Annotated in this window: 3 protein-coding genes and 2 pseudogenes; all 5 read right to left on the bottom strand. The window is 69.9% G+C overall.

Annotated elements, in window-relative coordinates; genetic code table 11:
• Nucleotides 1-2: 2 nt before the first annotated feature.
• Complete coding sequence (locus G407_RS32555) at nucleotides 3-10,208, bottom strand: tandem-95 repeat protein (RefSeq protein WP_169728784.1); 10,206 nt, start codon at nucleotides 10,206-10,208, stop codon at nucleotides 3-5.
• 27 nt (nucleotides 10,209-10,235) lie between these two features.
• A pseudogene (locus G407_RS32875) lies at nucleotides 10,236-11,234 on the bottom strand (Ig-like domain-containing protein); the annotation flags it as partial.
• 115 nt (nucleotides 11,235-11,349) lie between these two features.
• Nucleotides 11,350-19,512 (bottom strand): annotated as a pseudogene (locus tag G407_RS32550) (calcium-binding protein); the annotation flags it as partial.
• A 3,908-nt stretch (nucleotides 19,513-23,420) separates the two neighbouring features.
• Nucleotides 23,421-23,975, bottom strand: coding sequence for an AHH domain-containing protein (locus tag G407_RS0112825; protein WP_029031117.1), 555 nt, complete (start codon nucleotides 23,973-23,975; stop codon nucleotides 23,421-23,423).
• Nucleotides 23,976-23,988: 13 nt separating this feature from the next.
• Nucleotides 23,989-24,603, bottom strand: coding sequence for an imm11 family protein (locus tag G407_RS0112820; protein ID WP_029031116.1), 615 nt, complete (start codon nucleotides 24,601-24,603; stop codon nucleotides 23,989-23,991).
• Between the last annotated feature and the right edge of the window lie 159 nt (nucleotides 24,604-24,762).

Here is a 24,762-nt window from a genome sequence, read left to right as displayed (position 1 = left end):
ACTCAGTAGAAGCTGAAGCTGTCGCGGTCGAGCGCCGCGAGCTGGGTTCCGGAAAGGAAGAGCTCGTCGCCGCCGCCGAAGGCGAACAGCACCCCGCCCTCGGCCTGCTCGGCGGTCGCCATCAGGTCCTCGAAGGTGTCGATGCCCTCGACGTCGATCTCGATCGCGTCGCCGGCGATGGTGAAGAAGCGGCCCGACCGCGTCTCGCGGAAGTCGAGGATGATGTCGGACCCGTCGCCCGAGGCGAAGCGGAAGGTGTCCGACCCGGCGCCGCCGATGAGGAGGTCGTCGCCGGCGTCGCCCGAGAGGACGTCGGCGCCGGCCATGCCGAGCAGGAGGTCGTCGTCCTCGCCGCCGGAGAGCACGTCGTTGCCGCCGAGGCCCAGCAGGACGTCGTCGCCCGCACCGCCCGCGAGCTGGTCGTTGCGGAAGCCGCCGGTGAGGAGGTCGCTCCCGTCGCCGCCGAAGATGGCATTCTCGCGGAAGAGGCTGCCGAGGAGCACGTCGTCGCCCGCGCCGCCCTGCTCCCAGCCGGCATAGGGGTCGACGACCTCGACGAGGACCGTCGCGGTGGCGACCTCGTCGCCGTCCGAGATCGTGTAGACGAAGGTGTCCTGGCCGACGAAGCCGGTGGCGGCCTGGTAGACGACGTTGCCGGCGACGTCGAGCGAGACGCTGGCGTTGCCGGTGCCCTGGACGTCTACGATGCGGACTGCGTCGCCGTCGGGATCGCCGTCGTTGGCCATCAGCGCCGCGCCGGTGAGCGTGATCGCCTGGCCGGCGGCGACGTTCGCCACGGTGTCGTCGGTCGCCACCGGTGCGTCGTTCACAGGGGCGATCGCGAGCCGGAACGTGTCGGCGATCGTGTTGGTGCCGTCGGATGCGCTCACCCGGATGTCGAGCGCGCCGTAGGCGTCGCGCGGCGGCTGGCCGGTGAAGCGGCCCGCCGCCGGATCGAAGGCGAGCCAGGCCGGCAGGGCGCTCCCGTCGGCGAGGCTCGCCGCGAGCGTCAGCGCATCCCCGTCGCCGTCGCGGAAGCTGCCGGCGGGGATCGAGATGTCGACGAAGGTGTCCTCGGCGATGGTCACGTCCGGGAGCGGGGTCGCGACGACCGGTGCGTCGGCCACCGGCGTGATCTCCAGGCGGAAGCCGTCGGAGACGGACAGCGCGCCATCGCTCGCGGTCACGAGCATGTCGAGTGCGCCGTTGGCGTCGCGCGGCGGCTGGCCGGTGAAGCGGCCCGTCACCGGGTCGAAGGCGAGCCAGGCCGGCAGCGCCGCGCCGTCCGCCAGCGTCGCCGTGAGGGCGAGCGGATCACCGTCCACGTCGGCGAAGGTGTCGGCCGGGATCGTGATCGAGACCGGCGTGTCCTCGGCGAAGGCGACGTCGGCGAGTGGTGCCCCGACCACCGGCGCGTCGTTCACCGCGCCGATCGTAAGGTCGAACGCGTCGGAGATCGTCGCCGCGCCGTCCGAGATCACCATGCGCAGCGCAATCGTGCCGGAATAGTCCGAAGGCGGCGTGCCGGAGAGCGTGAAGGCCTGCGGATCGAAGACGAGCCAGGAGGGCAGGGCCGTGCCGTCGGCACGGCGCACGTCGTAGGTGATCGTGTCGCCGTCGACGTCGGAGACGAGCCCGGTCTGCAGCGCGATCGAGAACGCCGTGTCCTCGGTGGCGAAGCGGTTCGAGAACGGCGCGGACAGGACCGGCAGGTCGTTCACCGGCGCGATCACGAGGTCGAAGTCGCGGCTCGTGGAGACGAGGCCGTCGAAGGCCGTCAAGGTGAGCGAGATCGTGCCGTTGACGTTCTCCGGCGGGCGGCCCGTGAGGGTGCGCGTCGCCGCATCGAACGAGAGCCACGAGGGGAGCGTCGATCCGCCGGTGCGGGTGACGCCGAGCGTGAGGGCGTCCCCGTCCGCGTCGACGACGACGTCCGCCGGCAGAGCGAGGGCGACGTCCGCGTCCTCGTCCGTGACGAGTGCCGCGATCTCGGCGATCTCGGGGGCACGGTTCGACGGCACGAGCGAGACGCGCAGCGTGCCCGTGTCGGTGAGCGCGCCGTCGGTGACGACATAGCCGATCTCGATCTCACCCGACAGCGCCGGATCGCGATCGATGACGAGGTTGCCGGCGCCGTCGAGCGCGACGCTGAAGCCTGGCCCGCCGGCAACGCTCACGATCGAGAGCGCGTCGCCCTCGGCGTCGGTGTCGTTGGCGAGGAGCAGCGCCAGCGGCACGGTGACGATCCGCTGGTCGCCACCGTCGAAGACGTCGTCCGCGGCCACCGGCGCATCGTCGACAGGCGCGATCGCGATGCGGAAGGAATCGGAAACCTCGAGGGCACCGTCGCTTGCGACCACGCGCACGTCGAGGGTGCCGTTGAAGTCCGCCGGGGGCTGGCCGGTGAAGCGGCCGGCGGCCGGGTCGAAGGCGAGCCATGCGGGGAGGGGCGTGTCGTCGGCGAGCATCGCCGAGAGCGTCAGCGCGTCGCCGTCGACGTCGGTGAAGGCGTCCGCCGGCAGCGCTGCGTCGAGGAGGCCGTCCTCGTCGAGCGCCACGTCGGCGAGCGGGATCGCCGAGATCGGCGCGTCGTTCACCGGCGCGATGGTCAGCGTGACGGGGACGACCGTCTCGGCCTGCCCGTCGGAGACGGCGATCTCGAGCGCCACGGCACCGTGGAAGTCCTGCGGCGGGCGTCCGGAGAGGGTGAGCAGGCCGCGCTCGAAGAACAGCCAGTCGGGGAGGGGCCCGCCGCCCTCCGCGCGGATGTCGGGGGCGAGCGGGTCGCCCTCGGTGTCGCGGAAGATCGCCCAGTTGAACGTGATGGAGAAGTCGCCGTCCTCGACGCCGGCGAGGACCGGGACCGGGTCGATCCCGGGCGCGTCGTTGACGCCGGCGATCGAGAGGGTGACCCGCGCCTGCGCGGTGGCCCCCGACGAGTCGACCACCTCGTAGACGAAGTGCGCCGGGCCGGCGAGATCGGCGTCGGGCGTCACGGTGATCCGCCCCGCGTCGTCCACCGCGACGGAAACGCCCTCCGCCGCGATGATCCGCGAGAACACCAACGCCTGGAGATCGGCGTCGTCGTCGTTCGCGAGCAGCGCCGAGACGAGGATCGTCAGCGGCGTGTCCTCGGACATGGCGTAGCTGTCGTCTCCGGCCACCGGGTCGTCCGGCGTCGGCAGGACCTCGATCGTGACCGTGGTGGCGACGCCGAGGCCGGAGGCGTCGGCGATGCGGTAGGTGACGACGTGCTCGCCGAAAAAGTCCGCCGCCGGGGTAACCCGCCAAAGGCCGTTGTCGAGCAGCTCGGCCCCTGTGACGCCGAGAAAGACGAGCGCATCGCCGTCGGGATCGACGTCGTTGGCCATGAGCACGGCGGGTTCGAGGTCGATGAGGCCGTCCTCGAGCATGGTGAAGCCGGCGTCGGAGACCGCGATCGGCAGGTCGTTGCCGGGGCGGATCGACAGCGAGGCGTAGCCGGTGCCGCGGGCGCCGTTGGTATCCTCGACGACGTAGGAGAAGCCGCCGTTGCCGAAGTAGTCCGCCCGGGGCGTGAACACGATCCGCCCATCGACGAGGGCGACCTCGCCGTTGTCGCCGTCGAAGACGGAGACGACGGTGAAGGCGTCGCCCTCGACGTCGCGATCGTTGACGATCAGCGCCGCCGGTTCGATGACGAGGGGCACGTCCTCCTCGCCGACGAACCCGTCGTCCGGGTTGGCGATCGGCGCGTCGTTGACGGGGGCGAGCGTGATCCAGATCTCCCCCGTGTCCGAGCGGCGCCCGTCGCCGATCGTGTAGGTGAAGACGATCGTGCCGGTGACGTTCTCGTCGGGCTGGAACTCGATCAGCCCGCCCGGCCGGACGAAGGCACGGCCGTCGTCGCCGCCGAAGACGTCGACGAAGGTGAAGGCGTCGAGATCGGGGTCGCTGTCGTTCGCCAGGAGATCGGCGATGGCGATCGTCAGCGGCGTGTCCTCCACGCCGTCGAAGGCGTCGGCGACGGCGATCGGCGCCCGGTTCGTCGAGGCGACGTTGACGCGTACGCGCCCGGTGTCCGAACCGTCGGCGCCGTCGTCGACCACATAGTCGAAGTAGGCTTCGCCGTCGAAGTTCGGCGTCGGCGTGAAGATGATTGCGCCGTTCTCCAGGATGACCGTCCCGTTTACCGCGTTCGAGACCGAGAGCACGGTCAGCGGGTCGTCGTCGACGTCGGTGTCGTTCGCGAGGAGCGTCGCCGGGTCGATGACGAGCACCGTGTCCTCCACCCCGGCGAGGCGGTCGTCGAAGGCGTCGGGCGGGTCGTTCACCGGCGAGACGGTGACCGAGACCGCGCCCTGTGCGGTGCCCTGCGCGTCGTCGGTGATCGTGTAGGTGAAGCCGTCCGCGCCGGTGTAGGCCGGCTTCGGCGTGTAGGTCAGCGTCGCGCCTGCGTTCCCGTCGAAGGACTGCTCGAGTGTCGCGCTCGCGCTCTCGTCGGCGTTGGCGACCGAGACGAGGATCGCCAGCGTCGTCTTCACGTGGAGCGGCGGCATCGCCGTGATCCGCCCGGTCGCCGGGTCGATCGTCATCCAGGTCGGGAGGGCCGCGCCGTCGGCGAGCGTCGCCGAATAGGTCGCCTCCGAGAGCGACGGAAGCTCCGCCGGCGGGTCGATCTCCACGGTGGCGAGCGTGACCGCCACCGTGCCGTTCGCCGGCTGGGAGATCGACAGGAGCCGGATCGGGTCGCCGTCGTCGTCGCGGTCGTTGGCGAGGAGCTGGAGGACCGAGATCGTGATCGCCGTGTCCTCGGGCAGGGTCAGCGCGTCGGTCAGGGCGTCGGGTCGTTCGGGCCGGGGCAGGACGTTGAGGACGATGAGTGCGGGCTCCTCGGAGACGGCACCCTTCTCGTCGCCCGCCGTATAGGACACGACGACCGCGCCGTTGAAGTCTTCCGGCGCGTCGACGAAGACGTACTCGCCGTCGGTCGTCGCCGAGAAGCCGCCGAAGCCCGCGACGGAGAACGTCTCGTCGACCACGACGTCGGTGATGACGGAGAAGCTCGGCAGGCCGGCCCCATCCCCGGTCACGTCGATGCGCACCGGCACCGCACCGACGTAGACCGGTGGCGGCGTGCCCTCGAAGGTCAGGCTCTCCGGATCGAAGGCGAGCCAGGTCGGGAGGTCGGCGCGGCTCTCGCGCGCCGCCTCGATCGTGGTCGCGGCCGAGAGGTCGAGCGCGAACAGCCCCTGCGCCGCGAAGAAGGCGTTGTTGGAGAGCAGCGTCTCGATCGCGGGGTCGAGCGGCTGGGCCGGGTCGATCAGGAACTCGAGCGCGAAGCCGCGCTCCGTCGAGGCGTAGGTCCCGTCCGGCAGGTCGGTCGGCGTCGGCGTGAAGATCACCTGCACGCGGGCGAGTTCTGCCTCGGGCTCCGGCTCGATCGCGGTGCGCACGAGGCGCATCGTCTCGGCGTCGAAGGCGAGCCAGGCGGGCAGCGGGCGGCCGTTGGCCAGGGTCGCCGCGAAGCTGCCTTCCCCGAGCTCCAGGAGCACCACGTCGCTGTCGTAGGGCACCCCTTCGGCGAGCGCGCCGGCGTCGGCGGGGTCGATCGCGACCGTGTCCACGAACTGCGTGACGACGCTGGTGTCGGGGTCGGTGCGGGTGAAGGTCAGCGCCACCTCGAGGGGCGCCGGCGGCGGCTCGGCGGGATCGCTTTCCGGCGGCGTGCCGGTGAAGGTCAGCGTCGCGGTGTCGAAGGTCAGCCACGCCGGCAGCGTCGTGCCGTCGGCGAGCGTCGCGGCGACGGTGACGGCGTCCGTGAGGTCGTCGGCGCCGAACTCGTGCTGTGCGCTCGTGGGCGTGCGCACGACGTAGTCCGGCAGATCGACGTCGAGCCGCAGGCCCGTGGCGAGCGCACCGGCATCCTCGGCATCGAGGGAGACCTGCTCCTTGAAGGTGCGCCCGACCTCCGCGTAGCGGAACCAGACGTCGATCTCCACCGGCGCGGCGAGGTCCGCCGGCATCGTGCCCGAGAAGGTCAGTGTCTGCGAGTCGAAGGTCAGCCAATCCGGCAGCCCGCCGCCGTCGCGGGCGAGCGCCTCGATCACCACGGGAGCCGCCGTGAAGGCCTGCGTCAGCACACCGACGACCCGGACGTCCTCGAAGAAGATCACGTCGCCGTCGGGCTCGATGTCGTTGCCGAAGGCCTCGCCCGGCAGGATCACGAGCGGCTCGTCCTCGATGCCGATCGCGAGGTCGTCGCGCAGAATCGGGGCGTCGTTGTCGGGGATGATGGTGATCGAGACGAAGGCCTCGTCCCAGCCGCCGCGGCCGTCCTCGACGCGGTACCAGAAGCCCGCCCCGCCGTTGTAGTCGGCCCGCGGCGTGAACACGATCGAGCCGTCCGCGCCGAAGGCGACGCGGCCGTTGTCCGGGAAGCGTTGGAGCGCGGTGATGGTGAGGACGTCGCCGTTGGGGTCGCTGTCGTTGGCGAGCAGCGTGTCCGGGTCGATGACGAGCGGGGTGTCCTCGATCGTCACGAACCCGGAATCGTCGCGGGCTCGCGGGGGATCGTTGAGCGGGATGGCGGTGAGGTCCAGCGTGAGCCGCGCCTCCGCGCCGCGCTCGTCGATCACGTCGAAAGTGATCGACGCCGCGCCCAGCGCCTCGGGCGTGAACGCGATCGTGCCGGCGTCCGCATCGAGCACGGCGGTCCCGTTCGTGTCGCCGACGAGGCCGACGAAGGTGATCGCGTCGTCCTCGATGTCGAAGGTCTGGGCGAGCAGCTCTTCGATCGTGAGCATGCGCGTGGTCTCGAGCCGCACCCGGCCGAGATCGCCGAAGGCGCGCGGCGCGTCGTTGACGGGCTCGATCCACAGCTCCACCGCTGCCGTGGTGGTCGCGCCCGACGGGTCCGAGACGATGTAGCGGAAGCCGGCGAAGCCGAAGTGGTCGGGCAGCGGCTCGAACTCGATATAGCCGCCCGAGACGTTTCCGCGGCCGTTCGTGGCCGGCCAGCCACCGGACGAGTGGAGCGGGTTGCCGTCCGCGTCGAGCAGCGCCGAGAGCCCGACGATTGTCAGCGGGTCCCCGTCGACGTCGCTGTCGTTGGCCAGCAGCACGTGGACCGGGATGCGCAGGATCGTGTCCTCGAAGCCCGTGAAGGGCGGATCGTCGGCGGCGACGGGCGCATCGTTGACGGGCGCGAGGTTGACCTCGACCCGCGCGGTCGACTCGCGGCCGAACGTGTCGCGGACCGTGTAGGTGAAGAACGCGTCGCCGTTGTGGTCCTTGGCGCCCAGGAACGAGATCGAGCCGTCCGCCTCGATCGTAGCGACGCCGTCGACGAAGCCCTGCACGGAGACGAGCTCGAGATCGTCGACGCCCTCCGTGGCGTCGTTGGCGATGAGGTCGGCTATCTCGATCCGCGCCGGCTCGTCCTCGATGCCGAGCCGGAAGATGTCGTCCTCGGCGTTGAAGCGGCCGAGCCTCTGCAGCGCGTCGATCGTGTCGCGGTCCCAAACTGTGCCGTCGTCGAAGACGATCTCCTCGATGCCGGTCTCGCGGCCGAGGAAGTGGCCCGCGACGAGCATCGTGTCGATGAGCAGCCCGTCGTCGCGCTCGAGCTCGATCAGCAGGTCGTCGCCCTGGCGCACCACGGAGACGTCCTTGGGTGCGAGCTCCGGCTCGATCACGACGCGGTCCACGTCGGCGGCGTCGCCGTTCTCGCTCACCGTGTCCGCGCCGCTGTCGAAACCGAGCACGTAGCTGTCCGAGCCCGTCCCGCCGGCGATGGCGTCGTCGCCGAAGCCGCCGTCGAACCAATCGTCGCCAGCGGAGCCGACGAAGGTGTCGGCCCAGTTCGAGCCGATCAGCATCTCGATCGACACGAGCGTGTCGCCCAGAGCCTCGCCGGCGAGGCCGATCCCCCGGGCGAGGTCGACGCTCACCGCCTCGTCTGCGATCGCGTAGTCCGCGATGTCGAAGCCGGCGCGGCCGTCGAGCAGGTCCGCGCCGATCCGCCCTCGCAGGATGTTGTCGCTCGCGTCGCCGCGGATCGCGTCGTCGTGGAACGAGCCCTGGACGATCTCGATGCCCGAGAACGTGTCGCCCGCCGCGTCGCCGCCGCCTGAGGCGCCGCTCGCCATGTCGACCACGACGCCCTCGAGCGAGAGCCCGTAGTCGGCGATGTCGATGCCGGCCCCGCCGACGATCGTGTCCGCGCCGCGCCCGCCGACGAGCACGTCGTCGCCGCCGCCGCCCTCGAGCCGGTCGTCGCCGCGTCCGCCGACGAGCCGGTTCGCACCGCCGTCGCCGATGAGGGCGTCGTCGAAGTCGGTGCCGATCAGGTTCTCGATCGAGACGAGCGTGTCGCCTTCGGCGTCGCCGCCCGTCGCCGTGCCGGCGGCGAGGTCGATCGCCACCGCGGCCCCGGAGAGGAAGTAGTCCGCCGTGTCGGACCCTTCGTCGCCATCGAGCAGGTCCGCGCCCGCGCCGCCCTCGAGCGTGTCGTCGCCGGCGCCGCCGACGAGCGCGTCGTCGCCATCGCGACCCTCCAGCCGGTCGGCTCCGGCGTGTCCATCGAGCCGGTTCGCGCGGTCGTCGCCACCGAGGATGTCGGCGAAGCCCGTGCCGGAGAGGGCCTCGACGTTCAGGTAGACGTCGCCGTTCGCGGTCCCGCCCTGGCCGACGCGCGAGGCGAGGTCGGCGCGCACGCCGGTGTTCGATTCCGCGAAGTCGACCGTGTCGAAGCCGGCGCCTCCGTCGATCGTGTCGGCGCCCGGGCCGCCGAGGATGAGATCGTCGCCGGCGCCGGCGTCGATCGTGTCGTTGCCCGCGCCGCCCTCGATCGTGTCGTTCCCGTCGCGGGCGCGGATCAGGTCGTCGCCGCCCAGGCCCCGGATCGTCTCGCCGATCAAAGCGCCGACGAGGAGCTCGCCCCGTGCATCGCCGGTGAGCACGCCGGAATAGGCGTTGGCCACCGCGGCCGTGACGAAGCCGGTGTCCTCCACGCCCTCCGCGTCGCGGATGCGGTAGGTGATCGTGAGCTCGCCCGTGAAGCCGAGCGGCGTCTCGAGCGCGACGAAGCGGTCGCCCGCGGTCTCGACGATCTCGAACGTCCCGATGCTGACGGCGTCGATCCCGACGAAGGCGATGCCCGCGCCCGCCGGCCCGACGTCGACGTCGAAGTCGTTGCCGATCAGCTCGGAGACGCGCAGCACGAGCGGCACGTCGAGCGGCGTGGTGCCGCCGTCGTCGCCGACCACCGTCGGCTCGTCGTTGACCGGGATGATGACGATGTCGACGATGCCCTCGGACGTGCCGTCCTGCCCGTCGCTGACGCCGTAGAAGAAGCCGCCGGAGCGCGTCGCGTTCAGGTCCGGCGTGAACAGGAGGTCACCGTCCGGCGTGTACTCGAGCGTGCCGTTGAGCGGCCCGCCTACGAGCAGGCTCTCCAGCCCGCTGGCGTAGCGCGCATAGGCGAAGGTGATCGTGTCGCGGTCGATGTCGGTGTCGTTGGCGAGGAGCGCCGCGATCGGGATGATCGTCGGCACGTCCTCGAACACCTGGATCGTGTCGGTGACGGCCTCGGGAGGCGCGTCCCCGACGTTCTCGAACCAGAGCGTGACCTTGGCGTCGTCGACGCCGCCCTCCGGGTCGGAGACGAGGTAGTCGAAGCTCGCCTCGCCCCAGAAGTCCGGGTCGGGGGTGAAGATGATGGTGCCGCGATCGGTGATCACGACGTCTCCGTTGAGCGCGTTCGACGCGCTCTCGAAAAGGAGCGCCAGCCCCTCGACGTCGGTGTCGTTCTTCAGGAGATCGCTGATCGGGATCTCGAGCGGCGTGTCCTCGATGCCGGAGAGGAAGGTGTAGCCGTCCCGGGTCCAGAGGTCGTCGCGCGCCACCGGCATGTCGTTGACCGGCTGGTAGACGATCGTCGCGCGGGCCGTGCCCGTGCCGCCTTGGCCGTCGTCGACGACGTAGTCGAAGCCCGCATCGCCGTTGAAGTTCGCCCACGGCGTGAACAGCACCGTGGCGTTGTCGAGGAGGCGCGCGCTGCCGCCGAAGGCCCGCAGGACCGCGGTGACGGTCATCGCGTCGCCGTCGCGCTCGATGTCGTTGGCGATCAGCTCGTCCGTGCCCACGACGATCGGCACGTCCTCGCGGATCGGCTCGCCGGCGCGGGTCTCGATGCGGTCGTCCTGCGCCTCGGGCGCGTTGTTCACGGGCGCGACGGTCAGCTCGACGCGACCGATCGACGTGGCGCCGGAGGAGTCGGCGACGACGTACTCGAAGGAGGCGTTCCCGAAGAAATAGTCGCGCGGGTCCACGAGCACGAACCCGTCGGCCGTGAGCGAGACCTGGACGTCGACGCCGGAGGTGACGGACACGACGCGAAGTCGATCGCCGTCGATGTCGGTGTCGTTCGCGACCAGCGTGCGCGCGTCGATTTCGACGGGCGCGTCCTCCAGCGTGGCGAAGCCGCGGTCGATGCGCGCCACCGGTGCGTCGTTCACGGGCGTGACGTCGATGATCACCTGCGCCTCGGCGCGGCCGCCTTCCGGCGTGTTGGCGACGTAGACGAAGCGCGCCGTGCCGTTGAAGTCGGGTGTGGGCGTGAAGGTGATCTCGCCGTTGGAGGCCAGCGACGCTGTGCCGTTCTCGGCACCGAAGACGGAGGCAACGATCATCCGGTCGCCGTCGACGTCGTTGGAAAGCAGCCGCTCGGTTCGGATGCCGAGGACGCCGTCCTCGGCGACCGTGAAGCCGCGGTCCTCGCGCGCCTCGGCCACCGGCCGCACGCGGATGTCGACGGTGCCCTGCGAGATGCCGTTGCGGCCGTCCGAGACGCTGTAGGTGAGGCGGGTCGGGCCGGTGAAGCCGTCCACCGGCGCGAACACCACGTTCCCGTCGGCGTCGAGCTCGGCCGTGCCGTGCGGGCCGCCGTCGACGGCGATGATGCGAAGCCCGTCCTCGTCCGTGTCGAAGTCGTTGCGCAGCAGCGTGGCGGCGAGGATCGTCGCGGTCTCGCCGGTCACGACGGTGAAGTAGCCGTCCTCGCCGGCCACCGGCGCATTGTTGTCGAGGAGCGCAAGGAGAGCCGCCTTGTCCCAGGCGACGCCGTCGCTGAACAAGATCTGCTCGACGCCGCGCCCGTCGGCGGCCAGCGCGTCGACGATGCTGACGCTCGCCGGGCGCCGAGGCAAAGCGCAGCACGATCGAGTCCGAGCCGCGGAACAGGCGCTCGGCATAGACCTCGGAGGAGACGAAGCTGTCGAAGACGAGCGTGTCCTGAGCCGAGCCGGTGTCGTCGTCGTCGACCGTATCGTCGCCGAAGCCGCGGCCGAAGCGGTAGGTGTCCGCGCCGCCGCCGCCGGCCATCAGGTCGTCGCCGGCGCCGGCCACGAGCACGTCGTCTCCTGTGAAGCCGACGATCGTGTCGTCGTTGGGCGTCGAGACGTCCACGAGCGCGCGCTCGCGCATGTCGTCACGGGTCCAGACGGTCCCGTCCGCGAAGGCGATCTCCTCCACGCCCGCGCCCGATCCGAGCACGTTCTCCAGGATCAGGCGATCGCGCGTACCCGAGAAGCGGACCACGAGGTCGAGGCTCTCGGGTCCGCCGCGCAAGGCGTAGAGCACGTCTGCGACGTCGTAGTCGACGAGCTCGACCCGGTCGGTGCCGCTCGAGTCGCCGATCCGGTCGTCGCCGTCCCCGGCGGCGTAGCGGAAGACGTCGTTACCGGACCCGCCCACGATCAGGTCGTTGCCCTGGCCGCCCACGATCGTATCGTCGCCGTCCGTGCCGACGACGAGGTCGTCGGCGGTCGTCGCGAGGCCGAGCACGAGCTGCGCGCGGACGTCGGCGAGCGAAAGGGTGACGCCCGCATCGACGAGGACCACGCTCTCGATCTCGTCGTCGCCGGAGCGCGACAGCCCGCCGATTACGAGGATCTCGTCGCCCGCATCCGCCAGGCGGATGATCAGGTCGCTCGATCCCGAACCACGCCGATCGAAGCTGACCTCGTCGAGCGCGTAGCCGTGGATCTCGATGCGGTCGCCGGATGTGCCGCCCTCGTCGCGAATCGTGTCGGTGCCGTCGCCGCGGCGGTAGACGTAGACGTCGTCGCCGCCGAGGCCGCGGATCGTGTCGTCGCCACCGCCGCCTTCGATCACGTCGCCGGCGCCGGCGCCGATGATGACGTCCGGCCCGTCCGTCTGGCGCGTCGAGACGAGCAGCGCACCGTAGTCCGCCTGGGTCCAGACCGTGCCGTCGTCGAAGGCGATCTCCTCGACGCCACCCTCGCGGACGGCGTCGATCGTGCCCTCGAGCGTGATGCGCCCGCCGTCCCCGGCGCCGGGCGTGCTGTCGGGAACGATGACGACGAGGTCCGAGCCGAGCCCGCGACCGAGGATCACCGCGCTCGGATCGACGCCCTCGAGCCGCAGCCGGTCGTAGTCCTGCCACTGCGCCTCGCGGACCACGTCGTCGCCGTCGCCGTAGCGCCAGACGAAGACGTCGTCGCCGGTCTCGCCGACGAGCAGGTCGTCGCCGGGGCCGCCGGCGATGACATCGCCCCACCAGTCGCTGGCGATCGTGTCCTCGCCCGGGCGGTCGAGGCGCGCGAGATAGGCGGCGCGCAGATCCTGGAATGACCAGGTCGTCCCGTCACCGAAGACGATGGTCTCGATGCCGGCTTCGCGCCCGGACACGAACTGGTCGGCGAGGCGCAGGCGTCCGCCATCGCCGGCGCCCGGCGCGCTCTCGGCGATCACGAGGATCGCGTCGCTTCCGTCGCGCAGGACCGACACGTCCGCGACCGCGACGCCGGTGAACTCGAGGCGATCGCCGGCACCCTGGTTCGAGCGGTCGACGACGGTGTCGTCGCCGTCCCCGCGGCTCCACAGATAGGTGTCGTTGCCGTCCTCGCCCAGCAGCCGGTCGTCGCCGAGCCCGCCCGCCAGCGTGTCGGCCGAGGCCCAGCCGTCGATCGTGTCGTTCCCGTCGCTCGCCTCCGACGCCAGCAGGCTCGTGCGCAGGTCGGGCATCGTCCAGGCCGTGCTGTCGTCGAACCGGATCTCCTCGATGCCGCGCTCGAGATAGGGATCGAGCCCGTTGGCGACGAGCACGCGCCCGCCGTCGCCCGCGTCGGGAGCGCTCTCGGCGATCTCGAGCAGGAGCATGTCGCCGTAGCGCACGAGAGAGACCGCGGCCGGCTCGACGCCGCGCAGCGCCAGCGCATCCTTGCCGTTCCACGTCGAGTTGTCGCTGACGCGCACGTCCGGATCGCCGCGCGTCCACGTGAACACGTCGTCGGCACCGAAGCCGACCAGCGTTTGGCCATCGGTCGCGTTCGCGGCGTCCATCAGGCGCGCGCGCATGTTCGCCGCGGTCCAGACGGCGCCGTCCGCGAAGACGATCTCCTCGATGCCGATCTCGTTCCCGACGTCCGCCTGGTTCTCGATGATCAGGCGCGCGCCGTCCGCCGTGCCGGGCGCGCTCTCCGCGATCGTCACGACGATGTCGGACCCGTCGCGCAGGAGCGTCACCTGCGCCTCGGTCACGCCCTCGAGCACGAGGCGGTCCCGCGCTCCGTGGAACGTCGCCTCGCGGATGCGCGCGTCGCCGTCGCCGTGGCCCCAGGTGTAGATGTCGTCGGCGTCGAAGCCGATCAGCCCCGCCTTGGTCTCGTGGCGCGAGGCGTCGAGGACGGCGGTTCGCAGATCAGAGGGGAGCCAGATCGTCCCGTCGGCGAAGGCGATCTCGTCGACGCCGGCGCCATCGGTGTTCTCGAAGCTGTCGCGCAGGACGATGCGGCCGCCGTCGCCGGCGCCGGGGGCGCTCTCGGCGATGGTGAGCACGACATGGTCGCCCGTGCGCCAGATCGAGACATCCTCGGGCCCGAGGCCCTCGAGCACGAGCCGGTCGCGGCCGTTGAAGGTGGTCTCCCCGACGACGAGGTCGCCGTCCCCGCGCGCCCAGACGTAGGTGTCGTTGCCGGCCCTGCCGTCGACGAGGACGTCGTCCGCCTCGATTGCGAAGGTCTCGGCCGCGCTCGTTCCGACGATCCCCGAGACCGCGTAGGTGACGGCCCACCCCCGCACCTGGCTCCCGGTCCACACGGTCCCGTCGTCGAAGCGGATCTGCTCGATGTCGTTCGCGAGCGTATCGAAGGGGTTGAGGATGGTGATGCGATCGTCCGTCCCTGCGAACCGCAGCTCGACGTCCGACCACTCGTCCGCGGAGCGGAAGATGGAGACCTCGCCCGGCGCGTAGCCGGAGATGCGTAGGACGTCGGTGTCGCCGAAGCCGGCGTCGCTGATGCGGTCCCGCCCGTCGCCGCGGGCGAACAGGTAGGTGTCCGAGCCGTCGCGCCCGTAGAGGATGTCGTCGCCGAGCCCGCCTCGGAGCGTGTCGTTGGCGGGGTAGCCGACGACGCGGTCGTTGCCGTCGGTCACCATCTCCGCGTCGAGGCGCGCGCGCAGGGTCGCCGTCGTCCAGATCGTCCCGTCGTCGAAGACGATCTGCTCGATCTCGGTGGCGCTCGTGTTGTCGAGCGTGATGTGGATCTCGACCTGATCGTCGGTCCCGGCGAAGTCGAGGACGAGGCTCGCGAAATACCAGGGATGCAGGCTCGGCGTGACCTCGTCGGGCGAATACCCGACGATGCGCAGCACGTCGGTGTCCCGGTTGCCGTCGTCGCGGATGAGATCGCTCCCGTCCCCGCGCGTGAAGACGTAGGTGTCGGACCCGTCACCGCCGACGAGGAGGTCGTCGCCCGGCCCGCCGGTCAGCGTATCGCCCGTGACGAGGCCCTCGATCCTGTCCGCCCCGTCGGTCGTCTGAACCTTGAGGAGGCGCCGGCTCATCTCGGCGGCGGTCCAGACGGTGCCGTCCTCGAAGCGGACCTGCTCGATCTCGTTCGTGCTGCTCTGATCGGCGCTGTCGAGCAGGGTGAGGCGGTCGTCGGTCCCGGCGAAGACGAGGTCGATCGCGTCCGGGCCGAAGATGCTGCGTGCCACCGCGACCTCGGCGGGCGCGTAGCCGCGGATCAGGACGACGTCGGTGTCGCGGTTGCCCCCATCCTCGACAACGTCGCGCCCGTCGCCGCGCGCGAAGACATAGGTGTCGGAGCCGTCGCCGCCGCTGAGCCAATCGTCGCCCGGGCCGCCGGCGAGGGTCTCGTCGTACCAGAAGCCGCGCAGCTCATCGCGGCCCGCCGTCGCCTCCTGCGCGAGGAGTCGCGCGCGGACGTCCGCCATCGTCCAGGTGACGCCCTCGTCGGCGAAGCGGATCTGCTCGATCTCGTCGGCGATGCTGCCATCCAGCGTGTTGGCGATCGTGATGCGATCGCTCGATCCCGGGAATAAGATGTCCAGCCATTCCGAGGAGACGGGGCTGCGGGCGATCCGCACCTCGCCCGAGAGCCAGCCGCGGATCTCGACGACGTCCGTGTCCCGGGCGCCGTCGTCGTCGATCGTGTCGTGCCCGTCGCCGCGGGCGAAGACGTAGATGTCCGACCCGTCTCCGCCCTTGAGGAGATCGGCCCCGCGCCCGCCCTGCAGAACCTCGTTGCCGGCGAAGCCGAGGACGACGTCGTCGCCCGACGTCATCTGCTCCAGGAAGACGCGGTTGCGCACCGCCGCCAAGGTCCACAGCGTCCCGTCCTCGAAGCGGAACTCCTCGATCTCGTCGCGGCTGGCGCCGTCGAGGCCGCCGACGATGCGGATCTCGTCGTCGCTCGTGGTGAAGCGGATGAGGAGGTCGCTCGTCTGGTCGACTGGCCGAGAGAGCAGGACCTCCTCGGGGGCGTAGCCGACGAAGCGCAGCACGTCGGTGTCCAGCCAGCCGTTCTCGTCGATGATGTCGACGCCGTCGCCGCGCGTGAAGACATAGGTGTCCGAGCCGTCGAGGCCGCTGAGCACGTCGTCGCCCGCCCCGCCGACCAGCGTGTCCACGCCCGTCGTCCCGGCGAGATTGTCGTCCGCGTCGGTGCCCTCGGTCCGCACGGCGTCGACGAGGAAGGCGCGGTTCCATTCCGTACCGTCACCGAAGACGATGCGCTCGAGGCCGCGCCCGGCGGCGGTCCCGAACTGGTCGAACAGCACGATCTCGTCCTCGGTCCCGGCGAACCGGAGGACGAGCTCGTTGCGGTCGGCGATGGGGCGCACCACGCGCACGTCCTGCGGCAGGTAGCCGAGGAGGCGCAAGGTGTCGGTCCCGCTCGTGTCGACGATGACGTCGCGGCCGTCGCCGCGGGTGAAGACGTAGGTGTCGTTGCCCACGTCGCCGCGCATCTCGTCGTCGCCGCGCCCGCCCTCGAGCGTGTCGGCACCGTCGCTGCCGAGCAGGTAGTCCGCTTCGGCGCCGGCCTGGTCCGAGATCGACCGCGCGACGAGCGTCGCCCGGTCCCAGGTCGTGCCGTCGGAGAAGACGAGCTCCGGGGTCGTCGAGAAGTCGAGCGCGCGCACGAGCAGGAGCTGGTCGCCCGTCTCGGGGAAGGCGACGATCAGGTCGCGGCTGTTCGGCCCCGCCGGGCGCACGACGGCCTCTGACGCGCTGAAGCCGTCGAGAACGATCTGCGCCGTGTTCACCAGGTGGGACGCCGGCAGCACGATCCGGTCGACGCCGCCGCCGCGCTCGATCACGACGGTCGTGTCGCCGCCCATGATCACCGTGTCGAAGCCGATGCCCGGGCGCACGACGAGACTCGGGTCGAGGCCGCGCGCGTCGATCAGGTCCTGCCCGGTGTTCGCAGTCTCGGCGCGGATCTGCGCGAGGACCTCGGCGCGGGTGAGCGTCTCGCCATCGGCGAAGACGTAGGTTTCGACGCTCGCGGCGGTGCTCGTGGAGCCGGCCCCGCCGAGAACCACGAGGCGCTCGCCGGTCTCGGCGAGGGTGATCAGCAGATCGCCGTCGATGTCGCGGAAGCGGACGACGTCGCGCGTGACGCCGACGCCGAACGCGATGCGGTCGACGCCGCCCGTCTCGGTGATGCTGTCGCTGCCGTCGCCGAAGCCGAAGCGGTAGACGTCGTCGCCGGTGCCGCCCTCGAGCGCGTCCGAGCCGCCGCCGCCGGCGAGCACGTCGGCGCGGCCGTCGAAGCCGACGATCCGCTCGTCCCCGCCCGTGCCGATCAGGAGCCGATCGAGCAGCGCCTCGATACCGATGATCGTGCCGTCGGCGAAGTGGAACTCCTCGACGCGCGTCGAAGCGAGGCCGCCCACGATGGTGACGACGTCCGCACCGCTGCCCAGGTCGATCAGCAGGTCGTCGCCGTCCCGGCGCAGGGCGAGCGCATCGAGCGAGACCGTCGCGCCGAAGACGATGCGGTCGATCACGCCCGCCGCGTCGGACCGCTCGACGATGCGGTCGAAGTCGTAGCCGGCGCCGAAGGCATAGGTGTCGCCCGCCGTCCCGCCGATCAGCGTATCGTCCCCCTGGCGGCCGTCCAGCGTCGAGGGCTGGCTCTCCGAGCCCTCGATGACGTTGTCGCCGCGGTTGCCGCCGACGATCTGCAGGATCGCCTCGACGTCGGTGATCGACAGCCAGGTCCCGTCCGCGAACTCGAAGCGCTCGACCCCGTCGGTCGTCTCGCGGAACTGGTTCTTGATCCGCAGCGTGTCGCTGCGCCCGGTCACCGTGACGAGGAGGTCGAGCCCGTCCTTCGAGAAGACGGCGTTGTCGCGGGTGACGTCGTCGCCGAAGACGACGACATCGTCCACCGGCACTACGACGCCGGCGCGGTCCTGCCACGAGGCGCGGCTGCGCGCGTCGATGATCGTGTCCTGGCCGTAGCCGACGTCGAACCTGTAGCGGTCGCCGCCGTCGCCGCCGATCAAAGTGTCGTCGCCGCCGCGCCCATCGATCGTCTCTGCGAAGTCGGAGCCCGTGATCGTCTCCCCGGCGCTGGTGCCGACGAGATCGAGATCTTCCGGGTTCAGGTCGGTGAAGACCAGGCTGCGATCGGCGAAGTCGAGGAACTCGATCGCGTTGATCTGCCCGCGATCGCGGACGTACTGGTTCTCGAGCACGATCCGGTCGCCGGTGTCGTCGACCGTGATGATCAGGTCGAGCGCCGTGCGCGAGAAGGTGACGTCGGTGGTGAGGATGCCTTCCAGCAGGAGCCGCTCGCCGCCGCTCGCGTCGAGGATCGTGTCCGAGCCGTAGCCGCGCGCGAAGACGTAGGTGTCGTTGCCGCCGAGCCCCTCGAGCCGGTCGTCGCCGGCTCCGCCGTCGAGCGTGTCGGAGATGTCGAAGCCGTAGATCACGTCGTCGCCGGCCGTCTTGGCGATGGCGACGTAGTGCTGCAGGAGCTTCAGCCAGGACCAGCTCGTGCCGTCGCCGTACTCGATCGTCTCGATGCGGTTGATATAGCCGATGAAGGGCAGCGACTCGAGGAAGTCGACGAGGATGACCTCGTCCGTCGTGCCGGCAATGCGCAGGCCGAGCGTGTCCGAGGGGCCCTCGCGCAGGAAGTCGATGTCCGTCCAGCGCACGTCGTCGGCGAAGCGCAGCGTGTCCGGATCCTCGCCGAACAGCTTCACCGAGTAGTCTTCGTCCTCGACCACATCGCGCCCGTAGCCGCGCCCGAAGACGTAGGTGTCGCCGCCCTCGCGGCCCGACAGGTAGTCGTCGCCCGCGCCGCCGTCGAGGGTGTTGGCGTTGAGCAGGCCGTAGATCGCGTCGTCGCCGTCCGTGCGTGCGTTCTCCAGAACCCGCTCGACGATCTCCTCGAAGTCGATCGAGGTGCCGTCGGTGAAGATGAAGCGCTCGATCAGGTCGGGGGCGACGTAGTCGACCGCCAGGCTCGGGTCGAAGGCCGCGAAGGCGTTGAGGTTGAGCCGCACGCCGCCGAACTGGCCCTTGATCAGGATCGTGTCGTCGGTCTCCGCACCGGTCTCGTCGAGGAGCACGATCAGCAGGTCGTCGGAGGGGCCGTCGCGGACGAGCTTGAGGTCGTCGGAGGTGATGTCGTCGCCGCGGAACTTCAGGAAGTCGATGCCCGCCTTGATCGGCCCGAAGGAGAAGCCGCCGGTATCGTGGATCACGTCCTGGCCGTCGCCGCGGGCGAAGACGTAGATGTCGCCGCCGACGAGGCCACGCTTGGCGTCGTTGCCCGGCCCGCCCCAGAGCACGTCCGCCTCGCCCGAGCCGATGTAGACGTCGTTCGTCTCGCGCGGGTCGGCGACCTCGAGCGCCATGCGGAAGCGGTCCCAGATCGCTCCGTTCTCGAAGACGATGGCGTCGACGCCGCTCGCGATCCGCTCGCCGCGGGTGGTGAAGGCGTTCATCTCGCCGAGGAACTGGTCGACGAGGCGCACCGAATCCGGGCGCCCGGCGATGGTCAGGATCAAGTCCCGCCCGTCGCGCACCGCGGTCACCCGGTCGGGCGTCACATCGATGAAGCGCAGCTCGTCGTGGCTGCCGCCGACGTCCTTCTCGTCGATCACGTCCGCGCCGGAGACGCTGGAGACGAAGTAGTAGTCCGAGCCGAGGCCGCCCGTGTAGGTCTGGTCGCCCGCGGTCATGTAGAAGAAGTCCGGCCGCGAGGTGCCGGCGACCTCGGTGGCGTCCGCGTCGTGCGCGCGCAGCTTGCCCTCGTCGATGCCGAGCGCGTTCATCACGGCCGCGAGGTCGAGGTCGATCCCCACCGTCTCGAAGGCCGGCAGCATCTGCTGCATGACGAAGGCCTGGTCGATCGGCACCGCATTGCCGAGCGGGTTCATCGACGTGTCGGGGATGTAGTCCGAGTAGACCTGGTTGAGGATCTCGTTCCAGTCCTGCAGCCAGGCATAGGCCGGCTCGAAACCCGCCGGGGCACCGGCGAAGATCGCCTCGAACATGTCCATGAGGCCGCGCTCGCCCGTCGGGCGCCAGGCGTCGGCGGAGATGTCGTAGGCGATCCCTTCCGCATAGCCCGACAGCCCGCCCTGCAGGGCGAGCCGCGCGGCGAAGGCGCGTGAGACGAGGATGTACTGGTCGACGGCGACCTCGAGCAGCTCGATCGCCGCCTTGATGCCGGAGACATAGCCGTCCTGCGACAGGCTCGCCTCGCCGCTCTCGTTGACCGAGTAGGAGATCACCCCGGTCGTCTCGTCGATCGTCGCCGAGAGCATCTCGGGCCGGAAGTCGAGGCCGCCGAGCGAGAGGGCGAAGTGGAACAGCGCCGGGGTCAGCATCTCGACCCGGAAGCTGCTGTCGTCGGTGGAGCCGACCTCGTCGAGCGAGTCGAAATCCACTTCGTAGTTGCGCAGCGCGAATTCCCGCGCCGTGCCGACCTTGTGCTGCAGCTCCAGCGCCCGGTCGAGGTTGCGCGCCCAGACGTAGAACGTCCCGTCGCGGTCCGTCACCTCCACGGTGTAGTCGACGGCGATGCCGTCGATCATGTAGACGCCGACCCGCTCCACGGGGATCGCGGCGTACGGGTTGTAGCCCAGCGCCTCGACCCGCCATTCCCGGCCCGCCGCGGCGACGCCGGCGACGATGTCCTCGCGCGTCGGCGCCGCGATCGCGACGCCGTCCGCGTCGAGCACCGGCGCGCCCGAGGCGAGCCGCCAGGAGCCGTCGGGGTTCTCGATTCCCCAGTCGTGCACCACGACCCGGCCGTCCACCACCTCCGCGAGGTAGGGGGCCGCCTCCCGATGGGCGAGGGGGGCCGCGCGCGTGGCCGGGGACCAGACCTGCTCGAGCCGCCAGCCGGCGCCCGCGTCGGTCGCCTGCGCCAGCACGTCCTGGAGCGTCGGGCGCGCGATCGCGACGCTGTCTGCGTCCACGACCGCGGCGCCCGAGGCGAGCGTCCAGTAGCCGCCGTCGGCGTCCTCCACCCACACTCCGCGGTCGCGCAGCACGACGGCGCCCTCGGCGTCCGTCTCGAGCAGCACGGGCGTGAGCTCGCGCGTCAGGTCGAGCGACCAGCCCCATTCGCCGAGCGCCGTGCCGGCCTGCTCGACGAGGGTCTTCATCTTCGGCGTGGTCATGGCGGCGGCGGTCGCCGCCACCGTCGCGCCGAGCTCGAAGTCGTTCGAGATCGCCACCGACAGGTCGGTGACGCGCCCAAAGCCCTTGGCGTCGATGCCGAGCCCGGCGAGCCAGGGCGCGAGGCCGCTCTCGCCGCGGTAGACGGTGTCGACGTCGTCGGACTCGAAGATCGCCTCGAGCACGTCCCCGGTCGAGCCGTCGTCGCGGGTGAAGCGGCTCTCGGCGAGGAGCTGGACGCCCTGCGGCGTGGTCACGCCGATGTCGACGGCGCTGCCGAAGTCGATCGAGACGATGCCGTGATCGGCGAGATCCGTGATCTCGCCCGCCTCGCTCACCCCGTCGGAATCCCGGTCCTGCCAGACCAGCAGGCGCGCGAATACCGCATCGTTCGCGTCGATCACGCCGTCCGCGTTGTCGTCGTGCTCCGAGAGCGCCGCGAAGCCGCGCTCGCCCACGCCGCCGAACAATTCGGAGATGTCGTCGACGACGCCGTTGCCGTTCAGGTCCAGCGCCAGGAATCCATCGTCGGCGTCGAGCCAGCCGGTGCGCTCGCGGAAGAAATCTGCGTCGTCGTCGAAGTAGACCCGCGTGCCGGCGTCGTCGAAGTCGATCGTCTCGAGGCCGTCGCCGTCGAGGTCGAGCACCAGCGGGTCCTTGCCGGCGGCCCATTGCATCGACTTGGCGATGCGCAGCGTCGCCGCCGCGAGGTTGGTGATCTCGTCGACGAGGCCGAGCACCTTGCCGAGCGCACCGAAGGCGCCCGGAAGCGGCAGGATCTGGAGCAGCGCGAGCGCGGGGTTGGCGTTCTTGAACACCATGCCGAGGTCGCCGAGCGTGCCGCCGCCGGCGCGGATGTCGTTGATCGTCGCGTCGAGGATCGCCACGCCCCAGGCGGAGGCCGCCTCGTCGTAGTCGACGATGCGCATGGCGCCGCGGATGCCGACCTCGGTCGCGTTGCCGTCCTCGTCGACGCCCGCCGCCTTGCCGAACTCGAAGTCGCCGAACAGAGACGCAAGACCGTCGAACATGTTGACGACGTAGAGATCATCCCCCTTCTTGATGTAGTTCATGAAGACGAGGATGTTGTCGAAGTAGAGCGGGCTCTTCGCCAGCGCCAGCCCCGGCGCCGACGACCACAGCGCCCCGCCGAGCGCCGCCGAGACCACGAACGGGATGTTGTTCGTTCCGCCGACCAACGGGAAGCCGAAGAACTTCAGCACGTCGTTGGGCTTGGCGTCCATGATGGTGGTGCTGGGAAACCACCAGAAGTTATCCGAATTCTCTCGACCGTTCAGGTCGGTCCCGTCGGGGCTGCGCCCGTCGATCGTGTCGCCGTAGAGCTCGGCGCCCGGCGTCTTGACGAAGATCCAATCGCGCCCGTTGCCGCCGATGAACGCGCCGCCTTCGCCGTCGCGCGACAGGATCCAGTCGTCTCCGGCCCCGCCGTCGGCGACGATGTCCACAGTGCCGGACAGAAGCAGCTGGTCGTCGCCATCCCCGCCGCGGACCTCCCCGTAGCCGTTGTGATGGATCTCGTCGTCGCCGCCGCGGCCGTCGATGATGGCGCCGTTGCGCCCGAAGAAGATCTCGCCGTCGTCCGTGCCTTCGATCGCGTCGGGGAAGCGGTCGTCCTCGTCGTCGATGACGTAGACGAAGTCGTGCGGGCCGATGGTGATCGGCGGCTCCTTGCCGACGCCGTAGCGCGCCAGGATGCCGTCGGCGATCGCCGCGAACAAGTTCGTCGCGGCCTCGCCGGCCGGGAGGAGGCCTTGACCGGCAATGATCGGCGCAAGGTCCGCGGTAATCTTGCCGGTGAGTTCGGAGCCGTTGGCGAAGGCGTCGGCCACTCCGTAGGCTGCCCAACCGGCCGACACGATCCGACCGAGAACGGGGTGAATGGCGTAAGCGGCCGCGGTCGTCACTGTGATCATGATGGCGCTGAAGACGACGCCGATCCCGAATTGACCAACTGTGGTCCAGAGAGGGGTCCAATCGCCGTCGCGGAAGCCGGTCTTGATGTCGTCGTAGGCGACATTGAGGAATTCGGCGACGTCGCCGGCCGTACCGCCGGCGACGCCGACGGTAAGCTGGATGTGCGAACGCTTCGAGTCGTCGATAACGCCGTTGGGTAGGCCGAGGTACTGAAGGCTGGCATCGATACGATTCGACCAGCTGTCGAAGAGCGTGCGCGCATCCGACAAGATGTTGGCCAGACCGTACTGATCACCCAGGACTGTGTGCATTCCAGCCGAAAAGCGCTCGATGACGGCTTCGATCCTGTTGTCGGGCGCACCGACTCCATTCTGCATGTCGTAGATCAGCGCTGCCGCGGCAGAGGACGTGAAGCTGCGGAACTCCGACGAGCCGCCGTCACCGGCCTTGGCGAGCTTTTCCTGGATGTTCGCGTACTGGTCCGCGGTGATGTACCCGCGGGCGAAGGCAGTTTCCGCAAGGGACTTCACAAGGCGTTACGAGCTTCGTAGTTGTTGCCCGATTCTACATCACTGAGCGTCGTATCGAGCCGACTCGCATACGTTTCGATGGCGCTCACCTGAGCGGCGCTCGGATTGGCGTAGTCAATTTGGCGGCTGTTGAAGGCCTGCAGCAAGGCCGCCTCGCTGCTGTAGACGTCAACTCCACTAGAAAGAGAGGCGCTGCCATTCGAAACTTCGGTCGCGAAGCGGTGAAGGTCCAATATTGCGAGGCGTTTGGCCTCGTCGGAATAGTTCGATCTGAGAACCAGGTCGATTCGGTCTCCGATAAACTTGTTGTACTCCGCGTGAAAGCCCCCGTGACGAGCGAAGCCCCACCCCGCATCGTGAAGGGCGTTTCGAGCGTTCTGGTCGGCGTCCCTGAAATTCGTCGCGACCGCCGCGTCCTCGACCAACGCGACCTTGTTCCCGTTCATGTCCTCGGCAATGCCGAGCGCCTCCAGCTGCGTCAGTCTCTCCGGGGTGAAAATCTCACGCGGGAAGATGTGATGGACCTGGAAGCGCAGGACAGCGTAAGACATCACGAAGGCCTTCCTAGATTGAGACTATGCGGCAACGCTTGAGCTTCAACCGCGCGGCGAGCTTCTGCCTCTTCAGCGCCGTCGCGAGGCGATCGCTGAAAAAGAGACACTTGAATAGGCCGGGGTCAGTCCAGAGATCGGCACCGAGAAGCGCATCTTCCGTCACCGCGATGTCGTCGTCATGGTGATCGGCTGGCACTGCCGGCGGAACGCCGGCTCCGAGAATTTGTAACCTGGAACGGGCTTCTGATATGCAGCGCTTCTGAGATCCCAGGTCCAGGCCGAAGTAACTCCCTTCGACGGGGGTCTCCCTGTCGTACTGCTGCAGGCGGACCGGGTAGAGCCCCCCGCCTCCGAGATCGAAATCGCGCAGAACGTCGGCGAAACGAGAGCTGACGCACCAGAAGCTGCCGGCGGCAAAGAAGTCTGGCTGCCGTCCCATTTTCTTGTCGCGGTACTTGCAGACGAAAGTTTTCGGAAAATCGTTCGAGCCCAGCGTCTCGCCACGGGTGTGGCGGATCGCGAGATCGGTGACTGCGCCTTTGTCACGGGCGAAGTTTTCAGGATTGAACGGCTTCACGAGTGACGTGTCGCTGTAGGCGTTGCTGACCCAGACGGCTTCGCTCATGGCTTCTCTCCTGGTCGCGGGGGTGGACCAAGCATCTTTGCCATCTGAGAGGAGCTTACAAGCACTGAACGCGCGGCGAAGCGGCGGCATGACATCCGCAACGGCCTTGCCGCCTTTCGCGCGCCCCCCGCCATCGCCCAACTCCGAACAACCAACCCG

This window comes from Salinarimonas rosea DSM 21201, from assembly GCF_000429045.1.
Lineage (GTDB): Bacteria > Pseudomonadota > Alphaproteobacteria > Rhizobiales > Beijerinckiaceae > Salinarimonas > Salinarimonas rosea.
This window is presented reverse-complemented; position numbering and strand designations above follow the sequence as displayed.

What these genes read in the sequence shown, in the direction of transcription:
- G407_RS0112825 (WP_029031117.1), bottom strand. Translation starts at nt 23,975, where the DNA reads ATGTCTTACGCTGTCCTGCGCTTCCAGGTCCATCACATCTTCCCGCGT.
- G407_RS0112820 (WP_029031116.1), bottom strand. Translation starts at nt 24,603, where the DNA reads ATGAGCGAAGCCGTCTGGGTCAGCAACGCCTACAGCGACACGTCACTC.